This window comes from Vibrio frigidus (assembly GCF_042465995.1).
Taxonomy (GTDB): Bacteria; Pseudomonadota; Gammaproteobacteria; order Enterobacterales; family Vibrionaceae; genus Vibrio.
This window is the reverse complement of sequence record NZ_JBCDMC010000003.1, coordinates 283,145-303,414: the sequence shown is the minus strand read 5'-3', so window position 1 is coordinate 303,414 and position 20,270 is coordinate 283,145. Positions and strand designations below refer to the sequence as shown.

General features: G+C 41.7%; 14 protein-coding genes. 5 read left to right on the top strand and 9 right to left on the bottom strand.

Annotated elements, in window-relative coordinates; translation table 11 throughout:
* Positions 1-155: 155 nt before the first annotated feature.
* Positions 156-1,043, bottom strand: coding sequence for a YjjW family glycine radical enzyme activase (locus AACW90_RS07040; RefSeq protein WP_390232894.1), 888 nt, complete (start codon positions 1,041-1,043; stop codon positions 156-158).
* Positions 1,044-1,057: 14 nt separating this feature from the next.
* The gene (locus AACW90_RS07035) at positions 1,058-2,584 is read right to left on the bottom strand and encodes a YjjI family glycine radical enzyme (RefSeq protein WP_390232661.1); all 1,527 of its coding nucleotides are present in this window, start codon (positions 2,582-2,584) and stop codon (positions 1,058-1,060) included.
* 245 nt (positions 2,585-2,829) lie between these two features.
* Here AACW90_RS07035 and AACW90_RS07030 point away from each other — a divergent pair, with 245 nt between their 5' ends.
* Both AACW90_RS07030 and AACW90_RS07025 read left to right on the top strand, forming a co-directional pair.
* Entirely contained in the window at positions 2,830-3,774 is a 945-nt protein-coding gene (locus AACW90_RS07030) for a LysR family transcriptional regulator (protein ID WP_390232660.1), read from the top strand.
* Positions 3,775-4,093: 319 nt separating this feature from the next.
* Positions 4,094-4,612: a LuxR C-terminal-related transcriptional regulator gene (locus tag AACW90_RS07025; RefSeq protein WP_390232658.1), complete on the top strand. Its 519-nt coding sequence runs from the start codon at positions 4,094-4,096 to the stop codon at positions 4,610-4,612.
* Positions 4,613-4,859: 247 nt separating this feature from the next.
* Here the strand turns inward: AACW90_RS07025 and AACW90_RS07020 are convergent, their stop codons facing one another.
* From AACW90_RS07020 to AACW90_RS06990, 7 genes are all read right to left on the bottom strand, one after another.
* A complete protein-coding gene (locus AACW90_RS07020) occupies positions 4,860-6,641 on the bottom strand; it encodes a bifunctional lysophospholipid acyltransferase family protein/GNAT family N-acetyltransferase (RefSeq protein WP_390232657.1) in 1,782 nt (593 codons plus the stop codon).
* Between the two features lie 200 nt (positions 6,642-6,841).
* Positions 6,842-7,210: a PilZ domain-containing protein gene (locus AACW90_RS07015; protein ID WP_390232655.1), complete on the bottom strand. Its 369-nt coding sequence runs from the start codon at positions 7,208-7,210 to the stop codon at positions 6,842-6,844.
* Positions 7,211-7,356: 146 nt separating this feature from the next.
* On the bottom strand, positions 7,357-7,665 hold the full coding sequence (locus tag AACW90_RS07010; RefSeq protein WP_390232653.1) for a c-type cytochrome: 309 nt from the start codon (positions 7,663-7,665) through the stop codon (positions 7,357-7,359).
* 147 nt (positions 7,666-7,812) lie between these two features.
* Positions 7,813-10,509 (bottom strand): molybdopterin-dependent oxidoreductase, encoded by a 2,697-nt coding sequence (locus AACW90_RS07005; RefSeq protein ID WP_390232651.1) that lies wholly within the window; start codon positions 10,507-10,509, stop codon positions 7,813-7,815.
* 2 nt (positions 10,510-10,511) lie between these two features.
* Positions 10,512-11,120 (bottom strand): arsenate reductase (azurin) small subunit, encoded by a 609-nt coding sequence (locus tag AACW90_RS07000; protein ID WP_390232649.1) that lies wholly within the window; start codon positions 11,118-11,120, stop codon positions 10,512-10,514.
* The gene (locus AACW90_RS06995) at positions 11,117-12,367 is read right to left on the bottom strand and encodes a cytochrome-c peroxidase (protein ID WP_390232647.1); all 1,251 of its coding nucleotides are present in this window, start codon (positions 12,365-12,367) and stop codon (positions 11,117-11,119) included. The genes AACW90_RS07000 and AACW90_RS06995 overlap by 4 nt, the downstream gene beginning before the upstream one ends.
* Positions 12,368-12,376: 9 nt before the next feature.
* Positions 12,377-13,468, bottom strand: a complete 1,092-nt coding sequence (locus AACW90_RS06990) for a cytochrome-c peroxidase (RefSeq protein ID WP_390232645.1) — start codon at positions 13,466-13,468, stop codon at positions 12,377-12,379.
* Positions 13,469-13,817: 349 nt separating this feature from the next.
* Between AACW90_RS06990 and AACW90_RS06985 the strand changes: the two genes are divergently transcribed.
* From AACW90_RS06985 to AACW90_RS06975, 3 genes are all read left to right on the top strand, one after another.
* A complete protein-coding gene (locus AACW90_RS06985; protein WP_390232644.1) occupies positions 13,818-16,166 on the top strand; it encodes a HEAT repeat domain-containing protein in 2,349 nt (782 codons plus the stop codon).
* A 114-nt stretch (positions 16,167-16,280) separates the two neighbouring features.
* Entirely contained in the window at positions 16,281-18,773 is a 2,493-nt protein-coding gene (locus AACW90_RS06980) for a PAS domain S-box protein (protein WP_390232643.1), read from the top strand.
* Positions 18,770-20,107, top strand: a complete 1,338-nt coding sequence (locus AACW90_RS06975; protein ID WP_390232641.1) for a sigma-54-dependent transcriptional regulator — start codon at positions 18,770-18,772, stop codon at positions 20,105-20,107. Before AACW90_RS06980 ends, AACW90_RS06975 begins: the two co-directional genes overlap by 4 nt.
* Positions 20,108-20,270 lie beyond the last annotated feature (163 nt).

The following is a 20,270-nucleotide window of genomic DNA, read 5'->3' as shown; positions in this document are numbered from 1 at the left end:
GTCTTTTTTGATATTAGTAATAATATACTTAAATGTAACAATGGCAATTTCGTAAACCTGAATCCTAAATAAACATTCTTCTAAAATATTTTTTCTACGCCTACTTTTTATTGGTAACTATCTCATGCTCAAAACTAATGCAGAGGCTAGAATAGTTAATTAAAAGCAGGTGGCATCATAATGTGGTGAGGGATGGATTTTTGTAAAAGTTGCTTGAAGGCAACGATCTCTTCTTTACCACAGGTACTCCAATGCAAAGCTTCACCAGTCACGCCATGATGTTGAAATGCATTTAGGCGGATAATGACGTCGTTTGGCAACCGATTGAGATAGGTGGTTAAGACGTCAATGTTTGAGACATAATCCGTCTGATTAGGGATAGTTAAAAGGCGTACTTCATGTAGTTTATTTGCGGAGGACAACAGATCTATAGACCGAAATACAGCCGCATTATTTCTACCGACCAGCGCTTCGTGCACTGAGCTATCCCACGCTTTTAGATCGATCATCGCACCATCTAGGTAAGGTGAAATCTTATTCCAACCTTGTTCTGATAAAGTGCCGTTGCTATCCATAAAACAGGTGAGATTTTGAAGTATAGGGTCGGCTTTAATCGCTTTGAATAGTGAAATGATGAAAGGAAGTTGTAAGCTTGCCTCTCCACCAGAAACAGTAATGCCATTCAAAAATAGGTGGTTGTCTTTAATGATCGTCAATAATTCGTTAAGACTGTAGTCGCGAATTTTGGGAGACGATTGAAAAGAGCAGATATCGATGCATTTATCGCAACCAGTGCATTTGTCGGCATGCCAAACTACTTGGATCTGTGCATTCAATGTCAATGCGTTATCCGGGCATTCAGCCACACACTCACCGCAATGATTACAGTGAGCAATAGAATGAGGATTATGGCATGACGCGCAATTAAAGTTGCAGCCTTGGAAAAATATCACCAATCGATTACCTGGGCCATCAACACACGAAAAAGTAAGTATTTTACTTACCTTAGCGGTGCGAAGTTGGCTCGCAGGCTGTATATCAATATTCACGTTTTAGACTATTTTTGATAAATCGGGTTCATTTCAGCACTGAGCACTCTCGGTTTTCGATTCAGCATTTCAGTGTTGTCGGCGGCTTCAGAACCTAAGAAGGTGGTATTGGTTCGAGAGCCTTGTTGTTTGTATTTTGCGATATCTGACATCTTAACCATATAGCCGGTAATTCGAACCAGGTCATTGGAAAATACATTCGCAGTAAACTCTCGCATCCCTAGCTCTAGAGCACCTTTACACAAATTGTACATAGCTTCAGGGTTTGATTTTACGGTTTCATCTATAGTGAGAATATCGCTAATACCAGAAGGGTAAAACTTATGGTGACCGACGGTCGCTTTGATATGCGTAATCGGGTCGGGTTCAAAGCCATAAGAAATTCGAGTCGCAGGCGTTGCTCCGGTATCTAAGCTAATGCCTGCCTGAGCGTGAAGAAGCGCTCGTCCGTGATAACCATGTTTTACGGGTGTCGATTCAACGATTTTAGCCAAGGTCTCAGAGATCGTATAGCTAAGTTGATTCGCTATGTCATCATGGCCGTATTCTGCGTTAATGCCTTCTTTGTCCAGCAAGATTTTTACCGTTTCTGCCATCGCAAAGATACCGAACATTGGTGCAAATCTATCTTCATCAATGAGTTTCTCTTCGACCAAAAAACTGCCAAAGAAGTTGGACTTTTCGTGTAAAAAGGCACTACGAGCTTCAATGATCTCAAACATAACCTGACAATATTCAGGTAATACAATAGAGAGAAATTCTTCTCTATCTTTAGAACGAGCCGCGACTTCTTTTAAATTCATTCGTACGAGTGTATTTGCACCGCCAGCTAAGGGGAGCGAATTATAGCAACTCACGATGCCAAACCGCTTTTCACCGAAGAAATCAGCGTGCATAGGATAGTTAGCTACATGTGGTTTGCTGCATTCACAAATATTCGCGGTAGCTTGGCGAAGTAAGCTATCTGGTGTAATCGCAGGGTCGTGCATAAAGGTGAGGTTTGGCGCTATCTGCTTGAGTTCGGCATCGACCTTTAAAATGGTTCTACATATGATGTTGTCTGTTGGACCGATATTCGCGTGCATAAACGCATCAGGTAACGTTCTATCTAGCATGATCCAAAAGAGTTTAATCTTTTGATAAATTTGCTGTTCTGATAAGTCATTTACATATGGCAGTAATATATCATCGAGCTGACCTAAATAGACAGGAATCGAGGTAACAGATGGCACATGATGATAGATGATCGTTAGCAGATTAAGCGCTTCATCTAGAGTCGATGCAGGTTCGAGTTCTAGATAACGAGAACCTTGTTTAAGGAACATGCCATAGTCAGGTAAGACATATCTTGGTTTAAATGGCGCATTGCCTTCAAACATGTCACAGAGAACACCTTCATCAAGTGCTAACTGTGCTTGTGCCGACAAAGGAACATAGGCAAGGCTACCTTCCGCTTCCAATGCTAATAGATTTGTCTTTTGTTTAGGAGAAAGATTGGCATCGGTTACGATGCTTAAAATGCGTTCTTGATTCATGAAAATGCCCTGATATATAAACTATTCTAACTATATCTCACAAGCGGGTAATTCAACTAATGTAATATGGAAAGGCAAAGGCACATTCATCACATTTTGAAAAAAGTGGCGGATCGAAGTCATTAATGAAACATTTTTTACATCAAGTTGACGAACAGTCTATATTTTAGATATTGCATAATGTCTGCGTTTATATAAATTGTAGTCATCGTTATATAAATGTTAATGGTAAAGAGAATGTTGAAATGTCAGATGCAGTTAAGAAGATTGATTATAATCTACTACATGTTTATCTATTAATTTACAAACATAGAAGCTTATCTTTAGTTGCCAAGCAATTGGGTCGTACCGATAGTGCAGTAAGCAAGATGTTGAGCAAGCTGAGAGACGGTTTTAATGACCCGCTATTTGTTCGTCATGCCAGTGGTCTTGAACCAACCGCATTTACAGAATGGCTTGCGCCTAAGATTGAAATAAAACTTGCTGGGCTTGACGCCGTCATCGAAGAAGCGATTGAAAACGCGTTTGAGACTGATCGGCATGTGGTTATCAGTTTACTTCCGATTGATCTCAGTCTGTTTGGCAATGCGCTTTATTCTCAGTTGAGCCGATATTTTCCTGACATTAGGTTCAATATTGTCAGTTGGAACAGTAATACTCCGGATAAAATTGCTTTAAAGGAAGTTGATTTCGCCGTTGGTCCATCGCTCGAAAATAGCTCAAAATTGTGTTACCAAACCATTATATTGGAATCCTGTTATAATCTAGCCATACCAAATGACCATAAGGTCACGAGTTGGGAAGATTGTATTCAATACCGTGTGTTGAAACAACATGTCCCTGGATGGAATTCAAATCAGATGCCAATCAAAGAACAGCTTGTTCGCCATAATATCCCTTTCAACAGCAAAGATTTAACAGAGATAGAAGACATCGGTTATGCAAATAATATTATGTTGAGTCATTCAGAATCAACCCCTTGTGCTATCGGTTTATTTTCTTATCAGATTGATAAATTTAGGCAGAATATTAATAGCAAGGTTCATATCGTTAATCCAAATACCTTTGGGGAGTATAAAGAGTCGGTCATACTTGAATTATCACTATATGAGTATGTGGGAAATCGAGGCAATCATTTTTTCGAACAGGTGAAAACGATACTTTTAAATACGTTAAATCCGGAAAATTAGCAACGAAACCCTCAACCATTATCTCTATTTGATCCGAACGCTCACAAACAAAGTCGTCGATTTGTACACCGAGTTTTTGTCTTTCTCTATCCTCTTCTTTTGTCGGACTTTCCTTTTTGGAAAGAATGACCTTCCAGACATTCCAAAAAAAATACCGTACATTGTTCCCATAGGAAATGAGTGAGCATGGATTTCTCAAAACGATTAAAAATAGAGAGATGATAATATGAACTCGAAGAATATTTTGATTATGGGTACTTCCCCGTTAGTTTGTGAAGCGTTAACTGCTTTGGTTGAAAAAACATTTCAGTAGACAAACGTGTGTATTTCGGATAATGCACAACGTGGAATACAGATCGTCAGAGAAAACGATATTGACCTCATTATTCTCGATACAGAATTAAAAACATCGAGCAGCTTCGACTTTGTACGACGAGCTAAAGCAGGGGAATTCTTGGGCAAAGTGCTCTTTATCTCCAATAATGATCATTCAATGGTTAGCCAAACCGCGAAAATGGTTGGTGCGAATGGTTTCATTTCGAAATCGGAAAATACAGATGTAATCAAAGACGCTATATTGGCCGTTTCTAGAGGCTATTCGGTCTTTAAAGAGGACCTAAATCAGGCTAAAGAGACGGTGACGCTCTCAAAGCGAGAATCGGTTGTCTATAACTATTTGTTGAAGGGCTATTCGAATCAGAAAATCTCAGAGTTACTCTCATTAAGTGCGAAGACGATCAGTACCTATAAAACGCGAATTCTGACTAAATATAATGCTGATTCAGTGATTCAGATTATGAACATACAAAATATGACACCAAGTTCAATCATGCATTAGTAGAAATAGGTAATGAAAATAATAATAGTTGAATAAGTCTATTCCCACGTTTGTGTAATGCTGTTCGGTTAGCACTCAAATCCCTCGTCTTTCCCGTGAAAACGGGAACCTGGGTGGGTTTAGATCTCCACTTTCGTGGAGATGACGTAGATTTAGTGGAGATGATGTAGATTTAGTGGAGGTAACAGGGGTCGGTAACCTTAAGCGAACAGCATTACCGGTTTGTGAGAATAATAATGGGGTTAGATTACTCTACGTTTACGCCATGTGAAGATAAGTAGTGTTCACTTTCTTTAAAGCCCATATAACGGCCTAAGGTTTTCTTCGGTACTTTACGCAGATCGACCACAATAAGCCCATCAAGTGCATCGTTGAAGGCGGGATCAACATTAAAACATACCAACTTACCATTTAAACCCAAGTACTGCCTCAGTAAAACGGGGACGCCTTTGCCTGTATCCATTCGGGCAATCACTCTAGACAGCAGTTGTAGATCGCCAAGCGCGGTAAGTAGACTAGTGTTCCAAGAGGCGCCTTGACTCTTCAGAGGGTTAGACGCCTTTACGCATTTCGCGCTTTCGATATCATAATGATGCAGCGTCATGGTTTCTGCTAATAACTGACGTGTCTCATGGCTGTAGTCATTACTTATGCTAACGGGTCCAAACAAATGAGTATACTGAGGGTTGCGTTGAACGTACGTAGCAATACCTTTCCAAAGAAGAAGAAGTGCACTCATGCTTCTTTGATATTCTTGAGCAATAACAGATCGACCCATTTCTATCGCCTTTCCGTTATTCATTCTGTCCAAAAATCGTTGGTCATAATGGAATAGCGTTGTGGAATAAAGCCCATCAACGCCCTTATCGATAGTGACTTCATCAACTAAGCCCAAGCGATATGCCCCAACAAGCCGGCGCTGTTCTCTGTCCCAAACAAAGAGTTGGAGGTATTTTTCATCAAACTTATCCAGATCAAGATCTAAACCAGTACCTTCTCCTACTTGACGAAAATTCAGTTCACGTAGTCGCCCTATTTCATGCATTAAGCTAGGAATGTTTTGAGCTCTGGTACAATAAACGTCAAATTCCTTATTGGTGAGCAGGTGTGCTTCTTCTGGTAGATTATTTAAATCCAATTGAATCGCTTCGTAAGGTAAAGCATCGGCGACAGGCATGCTGCCATTTAAGTCAGGTGCCGCTTCAATCTTAGACTGGATGTTTCTATTTAATAAGTAAGTGTTTAGCCTGAGATAATTAACTAACTTTTTGTCATCAAGGTTATTCACTTCTTTATACTTGATAACATCGCCTATTGCGATGGAGATGACCTCTTCTTTTTTATTTAGAAGTTCTCTACCTAACATCAATGTTCTTAGCAAAGGATGGATTTTACCAGCCATATAAAAACGCTTGGAGTTTTGGCCATTAATAAACATGGGCACAGTAACGGCTCTGTTTTTCCGTATAAGTGAACTAACCGAACGACTCCACTCTTTGTCTTCAAGCTTACCTTTTTTACTATCAACCAATTGGGAAACTTCACCAGCCGGAAACATCAACAATAATCCGCCATTGGCGAGATGCTTATTGGCCGAGCGAAGTGCTCGCATATTGGAACGTTTTGCGTCTTGTGTTTCAAAAACATCGACGCCTATAAATAGTTCGTCTAGTTCGGGAACGGTTTTAAGGTATTGATTAGCTAGAACTTGAACATCAGTACGTATTGAGAGTAGCAACTCGGCTAATATAACCCCTTCTACGCAACCTAAAGGATGGTTTGCAACGACTACGGTAGCACCAGATGACGGTACATTACTGAGTGAACCTCGCATCACTTTGTAATCAATACCGAGCTCGTCGAGCGCGAAACGTAAAAATTCTTGAGTATTACAACCGACAGGACGTTGAGCATAAATTTTGTTTAATGTACTTAGTCCTGTGGCCCACTCAGCAAGAGACTCACCCAGACCAAAAGGGGTTTTACGTGGGAGACGAAACGGGCTTGTTAGTTGCTGGACTGCTTGCATAATCACCTCAGAATACGGGTTAACTTTCTGAGATTTTATGAATACTAGGTTTCATTTATGCGACTTGAAGGTTAGATATAGATGAACAGTGCATGACATTAATTTTGCAGCCATGTCATTCATCTATATAAGATCAATTTCGCGGTCTCAGGAAGTAATCTAAATAGTTTAATTATTACAGCAGACCGAGGAAACTAAGATTATCTTACAAAAGAAAAATCTTTTGTTTTAGAAAATAGTCCAGGATACTTTTTACGAAGGTAAATTTGTTCTGCTGTCATACGTTTTAGATCGGGACCTTTTGTAAGATTAGCAATTAATTCGTTATCATCAAGTCTTAAAACACGTCCTTCAATAGGAATCTCGACGCCATCATGAAAGCGTATGGTTCCCTTAATGATGACACCACGTGAGACAGGATGTGAATTAGTAAACAGAATACGTGTTCCTTGCTCAGATATTTCACAGATGAAAAAGTCTCGATCAAGAATTTTTGCTCTTGGTCGTTCGCTCTTTGGGTATCTAAGACGAAAGTATTGTCTTCTTTGTGCTTCTGATTGCTGATCCATAATTCTTTTAATATATGACTTATCTGATGGAATGCTACCATATTTAAATGGGTTATATCTAAATGAAATCCCTCCAACTGTGAGATTAAAATGCTCTGAATAAAAAACAGGAAGTGCTCATACCGAACACTTCCTGCCATTTGATGTTATTTCATACTGGAATAGTATTCCGCTAGATTCTCTATATCCGCATCATTGAGTGCAGCAACCATCGCAGTCATTGTCGGGTCTTTACGATCCCCGCTCTTAAACGCTTTAATCTGCTTCATCAAGTAGGCTTTCTTTTGTCCAGCAAGGTTTGGATAAAGATCAACGACCGATATACCGTTCGCACCATGACAGGCTAAACAGGTTGCCGATTTTGCTTTTCCAGCTTCAATATCACCGGCAACAACAGCCGTAGAGGCAAAACCAAATAGTAAACCTGCACACAATAGCGCACTGCTTTTAAACATAAATACGTCCTTTTATTGAATTCCTTGAACGAAGAGAGGCAAGGAGGTTGAAATTAATTATTTGCGACTCATCGTATCCAGTCGTTCACTGTCGCCCCCGTTTTCTTAGAGGGAGACAGTGACACGGACTTGTTGGTGTCGATCGCCTTACACAATATTACGTGGTGCGAATGAGAATGCACGGAACTCGCTCTTGTATTTGGATTCGCCTAGTTTCTTAATGTTAGCGACGCCCATCTTATAGTTGTAGTTGCCACTAATCTGGTCGACAACTCGTGTCGTCAAGGCATTTGACGGCTGACGCATGTCAATCATATTGGCGTATAACACCCCTTTCTTCACGGCGGGGGTTACTATCGCGACGGCGGTTACGGCGGCTTTATCCAGCTTAATATGACCATTTTCCATCAATTTACTAAACTGGAAATCATCGCCATGTACACCAAGAATCGTGTCTTTAAAGTTAGCGACTCGGTTTGAATACATCATCACCTGATCACCAGATTCAATACCCCGCTTTGCTGCATCATCAGGATGAATTTCAACCCAATTTTCAGGCCAACGTTGCATCACATATGCACGTCTTTCTACATCATCAAAGCCGGACTGCCAGATCTCATTGATCCGTCCGTTAGAGAACCAGAGCTCTTCTTCTTTTGGCTGTAACCAAGCATAGAAATCGCTAAACAGATCCCAAGGGTGTTTCTGTAGGTTCACTTTACCGGTTTGACTGTTGAAAGCAGTTAATTGCTTTTTCAGTACATTCGCACCTTGTGGACCATTGGTTAAGCCCTTTTCTGCTAATGATTCCATCGACATTTCGGTATCATGCAGTCGCTTTGTACCAACAAGCTCTTTCGTATCATAATTGTAGAAAACGGGTCCTTGGATTCCGTCTGTTCCGTATTCACGTAGTTTCTCATGTAAGGTTTTCCCTTCTGCATGAGCGGCAACTTTGATCATATGGAAATCTTTACGACTACCTCGGCTAAAGCGAGAGGCTTCTTCTGCTACGTCGTTTGAGTTGTTCCAATCAAAGCCGTCATATCCCATTCGTGTGGCGAGTTGAGATATGATCCACCAATCTGGTTTCGCATGTCCAGGCGCATCTGCAAACCTTTGATAAAGACGAAGACGGCGTTCGCCATTGGCGCGCATAAAGTCAACTTCGCCCCAGGTTGCGGCTGGAAATACAATATCGGCAAATTTAGCACCAATGGGGTCACGCAGATAGATATCTTGGTTGATCACCACCATGCCACCAGAATCGGCTCTTTTTTTCAGAGTATCGATGATCTCTTGTTTGTCATGAGAGTAAACCTGATGCGGGTTAGCGACCGTTAGCTCCCAAAACTTCTTCTGAAGTCCTTGGCTACCACACATCGCTTGAATCCATGTTGTACCAATAACATGTGCAAAGCGCGTATGACCAGAATAGGTATAGCGGTCGGTATCGATAGCACGACGGCGTCTGCCAGGTACTTTCTCAGGCGATTTATTTCGCGGTAGTTTACCTCCGGATTGTCCACCACGTTGGTGGCCACCAAATCGACCGATGACTCTGCCTTCACGTCCACCGGTACCAATAACGGTAGCCAGAGAAGAAATAGCGTTGGTATTACCGGTATTGTTTGACCAGTAGAAGCCTTTTTCTATACCGATAGAGGCCTTTGGTCGTACTCCATTAACTGGTTTGGCGAGCATTTCTGCGGCTTTGTAGATCTTATCTACATCAACACCGGCCATGCCAGCTGCGTATATTGGGTCATATTCTTTCTGCTCAAGGTTCCATTTTTTGTAACCTTCAAAGCCATCGGTTTGAAATTTGCCCCACGTTGTTCTCCACTGCCACGGTGTATTACGTGTACCTTGACCAAAGCCAGAGCTCGATTCCCATTTGTTGTTTACCCAGTTCTGAATCCACTCGCTATCTTCCCAACCGTTCTCCAAAATTACTCGGAGAATAGCGCCAATAACAAGGTTGTCCGAACCAGGATTGACGTCAATGTGTAAGCCACCCTGTTTTTTCAGCCAAGCAATTCCTGCTGTTTCACGAGGATTTAGTATCACGGTTTTCATGCCACGTTGTACGGCTGGCATAATGTACTGAGTGAAAATAATGGTTTTTGTTTCGTAAGGGTCGGTGCCACAGATCATCAGCGTATCGGCTGCACCCCAATCATCGTAACTTGGTCCAAAATTATCGAAACCCGCATCACGAAAACCCGGGGTAGAGGTGACATCCGATGGTGTGTCATGGAAGGTGAAATTAGCAGTATTGACATGTCTTAGCGCATACTTAGTGATGGCATAGGTATTCTCAATATACTGATAAGAATATGTTTTGACACCGTAGGCATTTGAGCCATGAGTATCAATGACATGTTTTCCTACTTCCGCAGCAATATCGAGTGCGAAGTCCCACGGTACAGGCTGTAAGGTCCCCCCGATACGAACGAGAGGCTGAGTCAATCGGTCACGTGTTCCTGTCGATGGGTTATATAGCTTTTGAGCCAATAGACCCCCGCGCATTGAAGAGTCACCATTTTTGTTCACGGCTTTGGTGTCTTTATCGGGAACAACAATAATGTTATGTGGCTTACCTTCATGCATCACAACATTATGTTGAGCCGGGGCGACCCAAGCTTGTAAAGGGGCACTTGGAAAATTAATGCCGAAAGCATTTTCGTCCGCTTTCATGCCGCCATTCATTTGTTCCAATGGCCAGCGATAGACCTTGTAACCACATGCCACAATACAATAGTCGCAAGCTGTGGTGATGACTTCAGCGTCTTTCGGTGGTAATGGTGCGTGATCTTCCGGGATATAAAAATTAGTCGTCATGATTACGCCTCCTGCATCGCAATAAGATTTTCTGTTCGTCCAAATAACAGACCCATAATGCCTACCGCGTAGATTTCATCGCCTTCCAATTCAAGTAGAACCTGTGGAAGGCTTTCGTATGCTTGACCTGAGACAATAATGCCATGGCGACGCATATCGAAAGTTGATAGATGGAAAGGGCATTGGCCGAGTACTCTATGTTCACCTACCACTTTATATTGACCATTTAGTGGGCCACCTTGATGGGTACACATGAGAGAAAAACCAACGATGTCCTGTTTCGGCCCAAGACCACCACCTGCAGGAACCCCCATTTTGACCAAAATACCTTGAGAATTTGGTCCATTGTCCGGGTAATTAAAATAGATTGGTTTGTTGTTTTTAAGGTCACTAAGCTTGCCTAATAATTGCCTTGGGTAACCAACAACCCGTGCTTGTGTTTTTTTAGCCTGAGCAGTACCGGGAAACAGCGTTAATGACATAACACTTGCCGTACCTGCTGTTGCACCGCTATAGATTAAGAATTCACGACGAGACATCATGCATTTGTTATGCTCGTTGGCGCTTTCGTTATTCTTTCCCAGAGCGTCAGTTTTGTTAATTACACTCATTTTTTCACCTCCATCAACTCTTTCTCTGTGAATAGAGGTTGATATTCAGGGATCTTCGGATAATCCATTGTGATTCGGTCACCAGAGAATGCATCGAGAAATGCAAGGAGCTCGGCTTTTTCTTCCTTGGTTAAACCCAATGGTTTAATGAGTGGGCTCTTGGTCTGAAGGAAGTCAGTCGTTCGGCCATCTTTTGCTACACCCCCACGGTCATAAAAATCCACTACATCGGCCAAAGTCGCAATCGTACCGTTGTGCATATAAGGTGCGCTATATTTGGTATAACGTATGCTTGGTGTACGGAACTTACCTTTCATCTCTTTGCGTTTACCTCGAAAGTAAACACCAGGATCGGCTTTCGTCTCACGGTACATTTTTTCGTTAGAACCTTTAGCATAGAGTTCATAACGGAATGTGATTTGAGCCAACGGATCACTTTCCCAACGAAGATTAGTGGGGACCCCAACGTTATAGTTTTTCTGATCAGTTGCGAGAGCACCGTTATGGCAAGCAATACATTGCGCCTTACCTTCAAATAGTGCTTTACCATTCAGCTGCATTTTAGAGAGTGAATTTTTGTCGCCTAGAAGATAATTGTCTAACGGTGTATCCGTTTGTACCAAGGTACGTTCGAATGCAGCCACAGCTTTCCATGCGTTACTTACCTTTGGATAGTTATCACCGAATACGGTATTAAACTGTTTTACATACTCAGGTACTAACGCTAATCTGGCCTCCATTAAATCGTCTTCTCCGTTGCCTGCTACTCCACCTTTCGCGGCACTTTTTGCTTGCCCTTCAAGTGACTTAGAGGAACCTGCCCAGAAGAGCTTTTGGTAATAGGCCGAGTTGATGATGGTTTGGCTGTTTCTCCAGTGAACAGTACCCGGATAACCTAATGACAAGTCAGTAGGGAAATCCCAACCAAGAGCGGGGTTGTGGCATGCTGAGCAGGGTGTTGAGGTATCTCCCCCTAAACGGCCATCAAAAAAAAGCTGATATCCTAAAGCTACTTTCTCTGGGGTTGTCGGGTTGTCCTTTGGTGTTGGTACTGCTCCTAGCGGAGCCAATGCCGGATACTGCTTCCCATCTAATGTAACAGGAGGAAGAGAAGCGGCTATTTCATCCGCCTTAGTGGCTTCTTGTTTATCAGCTTTCGCTGCTGCTTGATTTGCGCTAGCGGGAAGTGCGGTCATAATGAGCACGACTAAAGCTAGAGCAGACAAGGTGATTGATTGTGTTTTCATCTCGTCCTCCTAATTTTTCACATTGCGCCAGTCAGAAATCAACTTGTAGTCGTAGTCATTGGCTTTCCATACGTGCGCACCGGTTGTTAAAGGTTCGCTTGAAAGGGATTCCAAAAACGCGACTAGGTCTTTCTGTTCCTGATCAGTCAGATTAAGAGGCTTGATGCGGGAGTCCTTATTTGAATCCTCACCACCACCCTGATTGTAAAATGCGACGACCTCTTGGAGGGTCGCTATCATACCGTTGTGCATATATGGTGCGGTTTGTTTCAGCTCGCGTAATGTAGGGGTCATAAATTTCCCCATATCGCTGCCATCCACTTTGTGCGTTTGCACATAAGCGCCGACATCACGCTTCAGATTCATGTAATTCTCGGTACCCATAAACATATTGAAGGCAATAAAAGTTTGGTGACGCATTGGGTCTCGGAAGATATCGAGGTTTTCAGGTACACCAGTGTTGTAAGGCTTACCATCACTAAATAATGGACCATTGTGACAAGATGAGCAGCCTGCTCTTCCTGCAAACAGTTCAAAACCTGATTTTGCTGAAGTGCTAAGTTTCGATTGATCAAAAGGGGTACGGTTTGATGTCAGAGTTTTTAAATACTCTGGAATGGCTTTACGGACCGAACCATTTGACGGTTCACCATAACCAGCCTCTTTAAACATTGCCACATAGATGGGATCCTGCTTAAGACGCTCTTGCATCAATCGCATATCCATATTCATCAACCAATCTTCGGTGATGTTTTCACGGGTGACATCATTTAGGTTGGTGCCAATTCGACCATCATGAAACCAAGATTTTTTGTAGACGGTGTTGATAAGTGTAGGGATGTTTCTAAATCCTTTGCTGCCTGTGTAAGCAGGCCCGAGAGCATCTGGATGTGCATAGCCATTTTCCGGCACATGACAAGACGCGCAAGAGAGGGCGGTATTACCAGACAATCGATTATCAAAGAATAGGCGTTTTCCAAGTTCTGCTTTTGCAGTATCTATTTTGAGTTCAGGTAGAGGGCCAAACTGTGTTTCATCGGTTTGACTCCATACAGAACAGGAGATACTGATAGTTGCAGCAAGGATTAGCATTTTTCTCATTGTTATGCTCCTTAGCTTCCAGCTAGTTCCGTATATGATTAAATTATCACTACGAATATTTTTAATTATCTTCGCAGCTGTATGAGCATAATTTGAGCCAACTTTTTTATGAGAATAAAACGTAATGTTTACAATAGGATACTTGTGTTTGAGATGTAGATCTCATTGGCAGAAATTTAACGTTTCGTTGAATTTTTATCGATGGTTCTTAACGAAACGTTAAATTTTTTCGTCTCGCGAATAATTGATCGAGGTTACTTTGTATTAACTCGCTGTAATAAAAGAGGAAAATGTTCCGGCATGCTTAATGCTTACTGTGTTGGTTACTCTGTTCAGCAAGGATTCACTGATGCAAGTAACTGAAACACATTGTCCTACCGTCGACATGCCAAAAAATAAAAATAGTACACCAATTAGCACGCTTGTTGAGTTGCTAAATAGTGGTGATGAAGCGCAACGATGTTATAGCGCAAGAGCCTTAAGCCCTAACTCATTGACGCCAGACACGTTGCCGCTTGTGGAAGCGGTATTAAACGATAACCTTTATCACGAAGATCCAGATGTGGTGGTTGACAGTGCAACAGCCCTTGCAAGATTATCGATTGGCGACGAAATACGATTAATCGAAGTCGCCACGTTACACCCAGAAGCAGATGCAAGGCTCGCAGCATTAGATGCTTTAGAAAATTTGATTGAGAACCCGAAAGTAGAAGCATTGTTTATCGAATTGGCTAAAGGTCGCGCGGCGGAAGATAGCTGGGGAAGCAATAGTGATTGGGACGACTGGTGGGACATTCAGCTAAAAGCGGTAGCCAGTTTAACCAAATATAGTAAACCAGAGTTTGTAGCAACATTTAAACAAATACTCGATTTAGATCCAGAGCCTGAGCTTGAGTCAAAACTGTATCAAGGCATCGTACGTCATGATGTTAGTTGGGTTATTGACCAACTTTCAACATCCTCTTCTGCTTCTAAACGAAAATTAGTCAAGTCACTGACATTTAGTGAAGAGTCTATTGCCACCGTTTTTTTGTTCAAGCAACTACGCTCGGAAGACGCGGCGATAAGAAAGCTTTCGATAGAAGGCATTGCTCAAAAAGCAGCAAGCGAGTATTTCTGGGACATTGTTAACTGTTTACAAGATAGTGATTTTAGCGTTCAGAAAGCCGCAACCATTGCCCTGACTCAATTTAGCTTAGCGTCAGATATAGACCAAGACAGACTGATAAACTATATCGAACGTGCTGAAATAAATACTAGACCGCTTTTGTTTGAGTTACTAAGTAACTCTGGTGCGTTAACAGAAGAAAATACCTATAGAGTGTTAGAATTATTAGTGGTTTCGACCTCGCATTCACTGCTTAATATTACCAACCTTTTATTGGTATCAACGCTTACCGATGCACAAATAGAAACGCTACTCGAACTGTACAAAAATGCAATGAGATCAAGCGAATCAGATACAGCATCTTTAACCGCATTGATTCGTCAAGCCTCAAAAATAAACGGTTACGAAAAGTCGTTATTGACCGCGTTACAAAACTATATCACTCGGATAGATGAACAAACGCTAGAATGCCAATACAACGTGAGTATTAGACAAGCTGCTTATGATGCGCTTGCCGGTTCCGAATACCCTGCTTGTAAACAGTTAATCAAAAACGCGCTATTTGGCGTTGATGCCTACGCGAATCCGATTGATGTTGAGGTAGTCGAATCACCCGATGAACTTGATGTTCTCGAAGAAACGCAATCTGAAGTAGAGTTGGCGTCATTGCTGAGTCAATACGAAGCAAAAATTGATACGCCACTCAATGTTGTGAACACACCAAACTCTACATTGGGGGCTATTCAGCAAGCCAATATTGAGTCAGAACTTACCCCAGATAAAGATGAACCAGAGCAGCAGCAACGCATTGTCGAAATGGTTGAAGGGTTGGATTCTGAATTAGAAGAGTATGCGCAGTTGGTCAAAGATAACTTTGATAGTGCAGAGAAGCTTGATCTGAATCGTCGAAAAATAGCCAAGTTGCCTTCGTTATCAAATAAGATATTGGCACTTAAATCTTTAGGGTTATCAAACTCCGAAGAAAGCGCGCAATGGCTTGTTGACTCGGTTCTTGGTGCACAACCTAATGAGTTAAGAGAAATATTTCAGTCGCTTAAACGAATTAAAATGGCACGCCCAGAGAGTAAAGAAGTCAACAATGGGTTAGGAGCCGCAGGGAACAGTGTCTATCATGGTGATGACTTAACCAAGCAATCTGCCATTAGTTTGTTGGCAAATATGCCTGCAAGCAAAGCGATTCCATTGCTGCTGTACGCTTTGACAGATAAAAATGAACACGTTCGCCTCTGTAGCCTCACCTCTTTGGAAGCTCATATGTCCAAGGTGAAACAAAACCAGAGAGAAGCCGTTTCATTTGTGATCAATAAATGCCTAATGGATCCCTCTTCTGGAGTGAAAAAGCAGGCACTTAAACTTGCGGCACTTAATAGCAATAAAGTAGACATTTCGCTCACCACGTTGATAGAGGTGGCCATAAACGATGAGGCGTGCCTTAAAGCGGCGGAAGTTGTATTGTCAGAAGATGAATGTAATGCAGAAGCGATTGATATTTTAGCGAGTCGGTTACTCTCACTCAGAGACCATCATCAACCGAATGCGATTAAATTGATGGGCGCTTTGATGGTGTAAATGACTAGGGTCTGTACGTATCATTTTGTTTTTGTACGATGAAACGCACAGACGATTTGCTGTAACTTGGTTTATATTGTTATTCTTGTTAATAAAAAGTAATTAGCGATTCTTATGGAAAACGAGAACATTCTTCCAGGAAAACGAGTTTTTACAACGGAATTGCTGTTGTGGTTATTGCCTGCTTATCTGGCTTTAGCCATCGTGATGAGCACTCACTATATTCTTAGCATCGATAATGATGAGCAGTATGCGCTACATAATGAAAGAGTCATCGTCGATTTAATAGAAGAGGTGTTAGGTGAAACACTGACGCGCATGACAGCTGATGCAAAAAATCTCTCTTATGTGTCTAGTCAGATCGTTTCTAGACACCCAGAGCCTCTGCAAGATCTCGAACAATACTTTATTCAGATGAGCACAAACAACCAAAACTATGACCAGATACGTTATGTGGACATTGACGGATGGGAGCGCCTTCGAGTAAATAATATTAATGGCGATGTTTCCATTGTCGGCTCCAAAGAACTGCAAAACAAAGCACATCGATATTACTGGCAATATTCTAATCAGTTAGCGAAAGGGCAGGTATATATCTCGCCTATGGATCTGAACGTAGAGGGCGGGGTAATTCAAAAGCCCTTAAATCCTACTATCCGAGTTGGAACGCCTGTATTTACAACCAAAGGTCGTCGGATCGGGGTGATTATTCTTAATTATAAAGGTACACAGTTAATCAATAAATTGTTTACTGTTGCGCCGAGCTTTATTAATCACGTTTATCTATTCAATCCACAAGGTGTTGCTGTTATTCACCCAACGGACAGTGGGGATGTGAGTTATGCCATCGATACAAAAAATGACATCCCATCTTGTGTACTTGACCAGTTAAGCACCTTAGATAAAGGGCAACTATTAGACCACGAAAATTTTTATACGTTTGCACAAGTATTGGCACCGAATAATGGTAAATGGACAATTATTTCTGAGTTTCCAGAGAGTCGATTTAATCTCTCTCGAGTGGCATTTGGTGAAAAATATACGTTCATTTATGCGGTTTTCTTTGTTGTCGTGGGTATTGTGGCGTTCATTTTTAGTCGATATCGGGTTCAAACCCGATATTTAACCTATCAACAGCAGTACGAGCAGCAATTCCGACATACTTTGGAGAACATTCAATTAGCGGCTGTTAGCATCAATCGGTCGGGAATCATTACTTTTTGTAATGATTATTTTTTGTCTCTGGTCGGCTATCAAAGAGCCGAGGTTATAGGACACTCGTGGATAAAGCGGTTTATTCCTAATGAATTACAATCTCAAGCTCAAGATGCGTTGGACGAAACTATCCGCCAACAAACGCATCAACCTCAAAGTGAAAGCGTTGTACTGAGTAAATCTGGTGAGGTTCATTTGGTCTCGTGGACATCCACCTTTACGGAATCTAAAGAGAAAGCGGTAACCTTAACGCTTCTAGGTGAAGATGTTACTGAGCAGAAAATGGCGCAGGATCAGTTGCAACAACTCAGCCACGCCGTTGAGAGCAGTCAAAGCTCAGTTATGATCACGGATTTGGAAGGTAAGATAGTTTACGTAAATCCGGTTTTTTGTGAGCTTTCTGGATACAGTAGAGAAGAAGTGGTGGGAAGAGCACCCAAATTTCTTCAATCGGGCGAAATGGAATCAGATGAGTACAATAACCTATGGTCGATACTAAAAGCGGGTAAAGAGTGGCGTGGTGAATTCCACAATCGGAAAAAAAATGGTGACCTATTCTGGGAGCGCGCCCGTATATCTCCGGTAAAAGATATTGAGAATAGAACGCTTTATTATGTTGCCGTTAAGCAAGATATCACCGAAGAAAAGCGGTTAGCTAAAGAGGTTGAAAGGCAGACGAATGAGCGTATTCAACACGAGAAATTAGCGGAAATTGGCAAAGTGGTCAATATGATAGCGCATGACCTGAGAAATCCACTTAGCTCAATAAAAATGGTACTTCAGATACAAGAAAGAAAGAACAAAAATGAAATGTTTGAAATATCTCTTGAACAAGTCAGGTATATGGAAGCGATATTGGAAGAGTTACTCGCTTATTCTCGGCCAGATCAGATACAACCACTGTGGTTAGATATAAATAAAATAATCGATACGACGGTCGCGAGCCAACAGAAATTGGCAAAAGAGGCGTGTGTTTCAATTGACGTAGCATTGCTACCGAACTTACCTACGGCCTATATCGATCCAATAAAAATGCGCCAAGCGATTCAAAATATATTGATAAACTCTATCCAAGCGGCGACGGGTATTGAGGGAGGGAAGGTCAAAGTTCTGTCTAATATCCTGATTACAGAATCAAATACAGAGCTGATCATTAGTATTGAAAATAATGGTGAACCTATCGACCCTTGTATGTCTGATAAGGTGTTTGAACCGTTCTTTACGACGAAAGCAAAAGGAACGGGACTGGGGCTTTCAATAGTAAAAAGAATAATAGATAGCCATGAAGGTCAGATTCAGATTTCGCCAATGCTCCCAATGGGAACAATGACCCGCATCCGGTTACCCACTGCACCAAAGCAGATGCCGAACGAAGGAAATACGATTCAATGAATAAGATGTTAATTGTTGATGATGATAATGGAATAAGCCGTACGCTCCAGCTCCACTACCAATCTTTATCGTTTGATGTCCAAGTTGCAAACTGTGTAGATGCAGGTGTTGCAGTGGCAAAACGGTTTCAACCAGACATCATCATTCTCGATATAAGAATGGAAGGTAAATCTGGACTTGAAGGATTACCAGAATTTAAACAATGCTGCAAAAACGCCAGAGTGATAATGATTACTGCTTTTCACGATATGGATAGTACCATTGAAGCGATGCAACAAGGCGCGGATGAATACATTCACAAACCAATAGATATAGATGAATTGGACAGCGCGGTAACGGTAGCGATTGAATATCAAGCATCAAGCCATCAAAACGCCGTACTGATACCAGATACCTACGGTAACTCTATGGTTGGTTCATCTAATGCGATGAAACAGATATATAAAACCATTGGCAGGGTTGCTCATACCAATGCATCCGTCATGATTACCGGAGAATCAGGGACAGGCAAAGAGATGGTTGCCAGAGCGATGCACAATGCAGGTACAGTGAAAGATGCGCCATTTGTTGCTCTTAACTGCGCTGCTTTAGTCGAAAGCTTGTTGGAATCGGAGATGTTTGGACACAAAAAAGGCGCATTTACTGGTGCGATATCGGATCAAATTGGTAAGTTTGAAATGGCCAATGGTGGGACACTTTTTCTTGATGAAGTAGGGGAGCTATCACCGACAATCCAAGCTAAGCTGCTTAGAGTGCTACAAGAAAAAGAATTTGTTCCAATAGGCAGCAAACAGTCCGTTAAAAGCAGTGCGAGAATTATCTCGGCGACCAATATTGATTTCGAGACCAAAATAAGTCAAAAGCAGTTCAGAGAAGATCTTTTTTACCGATTGCAGGTTGTTCGAGTGCACTTACCATCATTACGAGAAAGAAGAGAAGATCTCGATGATTTGATACCGAGCTTACTTGCAAGGGCAAATAAAGAGCTTGGAACAAAGGTGACTAAGGTAGCCATTGAAGCAATGGATATGCTGCGACAGTATGATTGGCCAGGTAACGTAAGAGAACTTGAAAATACGCTGACTAAAGCGGTAGCACTGTGCCCAGGTGATATTTTAACAGTTGAATTGTTCGAGGATATTCGCAGTGTAGAGGTAGATAAAACAACAGAACAAACACAACATTCTAGGTCGTTAAGCTTGGAAGACATCGAACGAGATCATGTACAAAAAGTTCTCGATGATGTCGATGGTCATAAAGGCAAAGCTTGCGAGGTATTGAAGATAAGTCGGCCTAGATTACAACGTATTTTAGAGCGTGTAGAAGCTAAATAGCGAGGCCAAAAACGCTTATAAGGTAAATACCATTGTTGGAAAGCGGGTACGTTATTACACCTATTTATGGCGTACCTTATTGTCCAAATATGGAATTCGGAAAAACTTTCATTTTATTGATGCTAAATCACCCATGATGAATGGTGGTTTTGTGTGATGTACG

Excerpts from the sequence above, each read along its gene's own strand:
- AACW90_RS07035 (WP_390232661.1), bottom strand. The coding sequence starts at position 2,584 with ATGAATCAAGAACGCATTTTAAGCATCGTAACCGATGCCAATCTTTCT.
- AACW90_RS07030 (WP_390232660.1), top strand. The coding sequence starts at position 2,830 with ATGTCAGATGCAGTTAAGAAGATTGATTATAATCTACTACATGTTTAT.
- AACW90_RS07020 (WP_390232657.1), bottom strand. The coding sequence starts at position 6,641 with ATGCAAGCAGTCCAGCAACTAACAAGCCCGTTTCGTCTCCCACGTAAA.
- AACW90_RS07015 (WP_390232655.1), bottom strand. The coding sequence starts at position 7,210 with ATGGATCAGCAATCAGAAGCACAAAGAAGACAATACTTTCGTCTTAGA.
- AACW90_RS07010 (WP_390232653.1), bottom strand. The coding sequence starts at position 7,665 with ATGTTTAAAAGCAGTGCGCTATTGTGTGCAGGTTTACTATTTGGTTTT.
- AACW90_RS07005 (WP_390232651.1), bottom strand. The coding sequence starts at position 10,509 with ATGACGACTAATTTTTATATCCCGGAAGATCACGCACCATTACCACCG.
- AACW90_RS07000 (WP_390232649.1), bottom strand. The coding sequence starts at position 11,120 with ATGAGTGTAATTAACAAAACTGACGCTCTGGGAAAGAATAACGAAAGC.
- AACW90_RS06995 (WP_390232647.1), bottom strand. The coding sequence starts at position 12,367 with ATGAAAACACAATCAATCACCTTGTCTGCTCTAGCTTTAGTCGTGCTC.
- AACW90_RS06990 (WP_390232645.1), bottom strand. The coding sequence starts at position 13,468 with ATGAGAAAAATGCTAATCCTTGCTGCAACTATCAGTATCTCCTGTTCT.
- AACW90_RS06985 (WP_390232644.1), top strand. The coding sequence starts at position 13,818 with ATGCAAGTAACTGAAACACATTGTCCTACCGTCGACATGCCAAAAAAT.
- AACW90_RS06980 (WP_390232643.1), top strand. The coding sequence starts at position 16,281 with ATGGAAAACGAGAACATTCTTCCAGGAAAACGAGTTTTTACAACGGAA.
- AACW90_RS06975 (WP_390232641.1), top strand. The coding sequence starts at position 18,770 with ATGAATAAGATGTTAATTGTTGATGATGATAATGGAATAAGCCGTACG.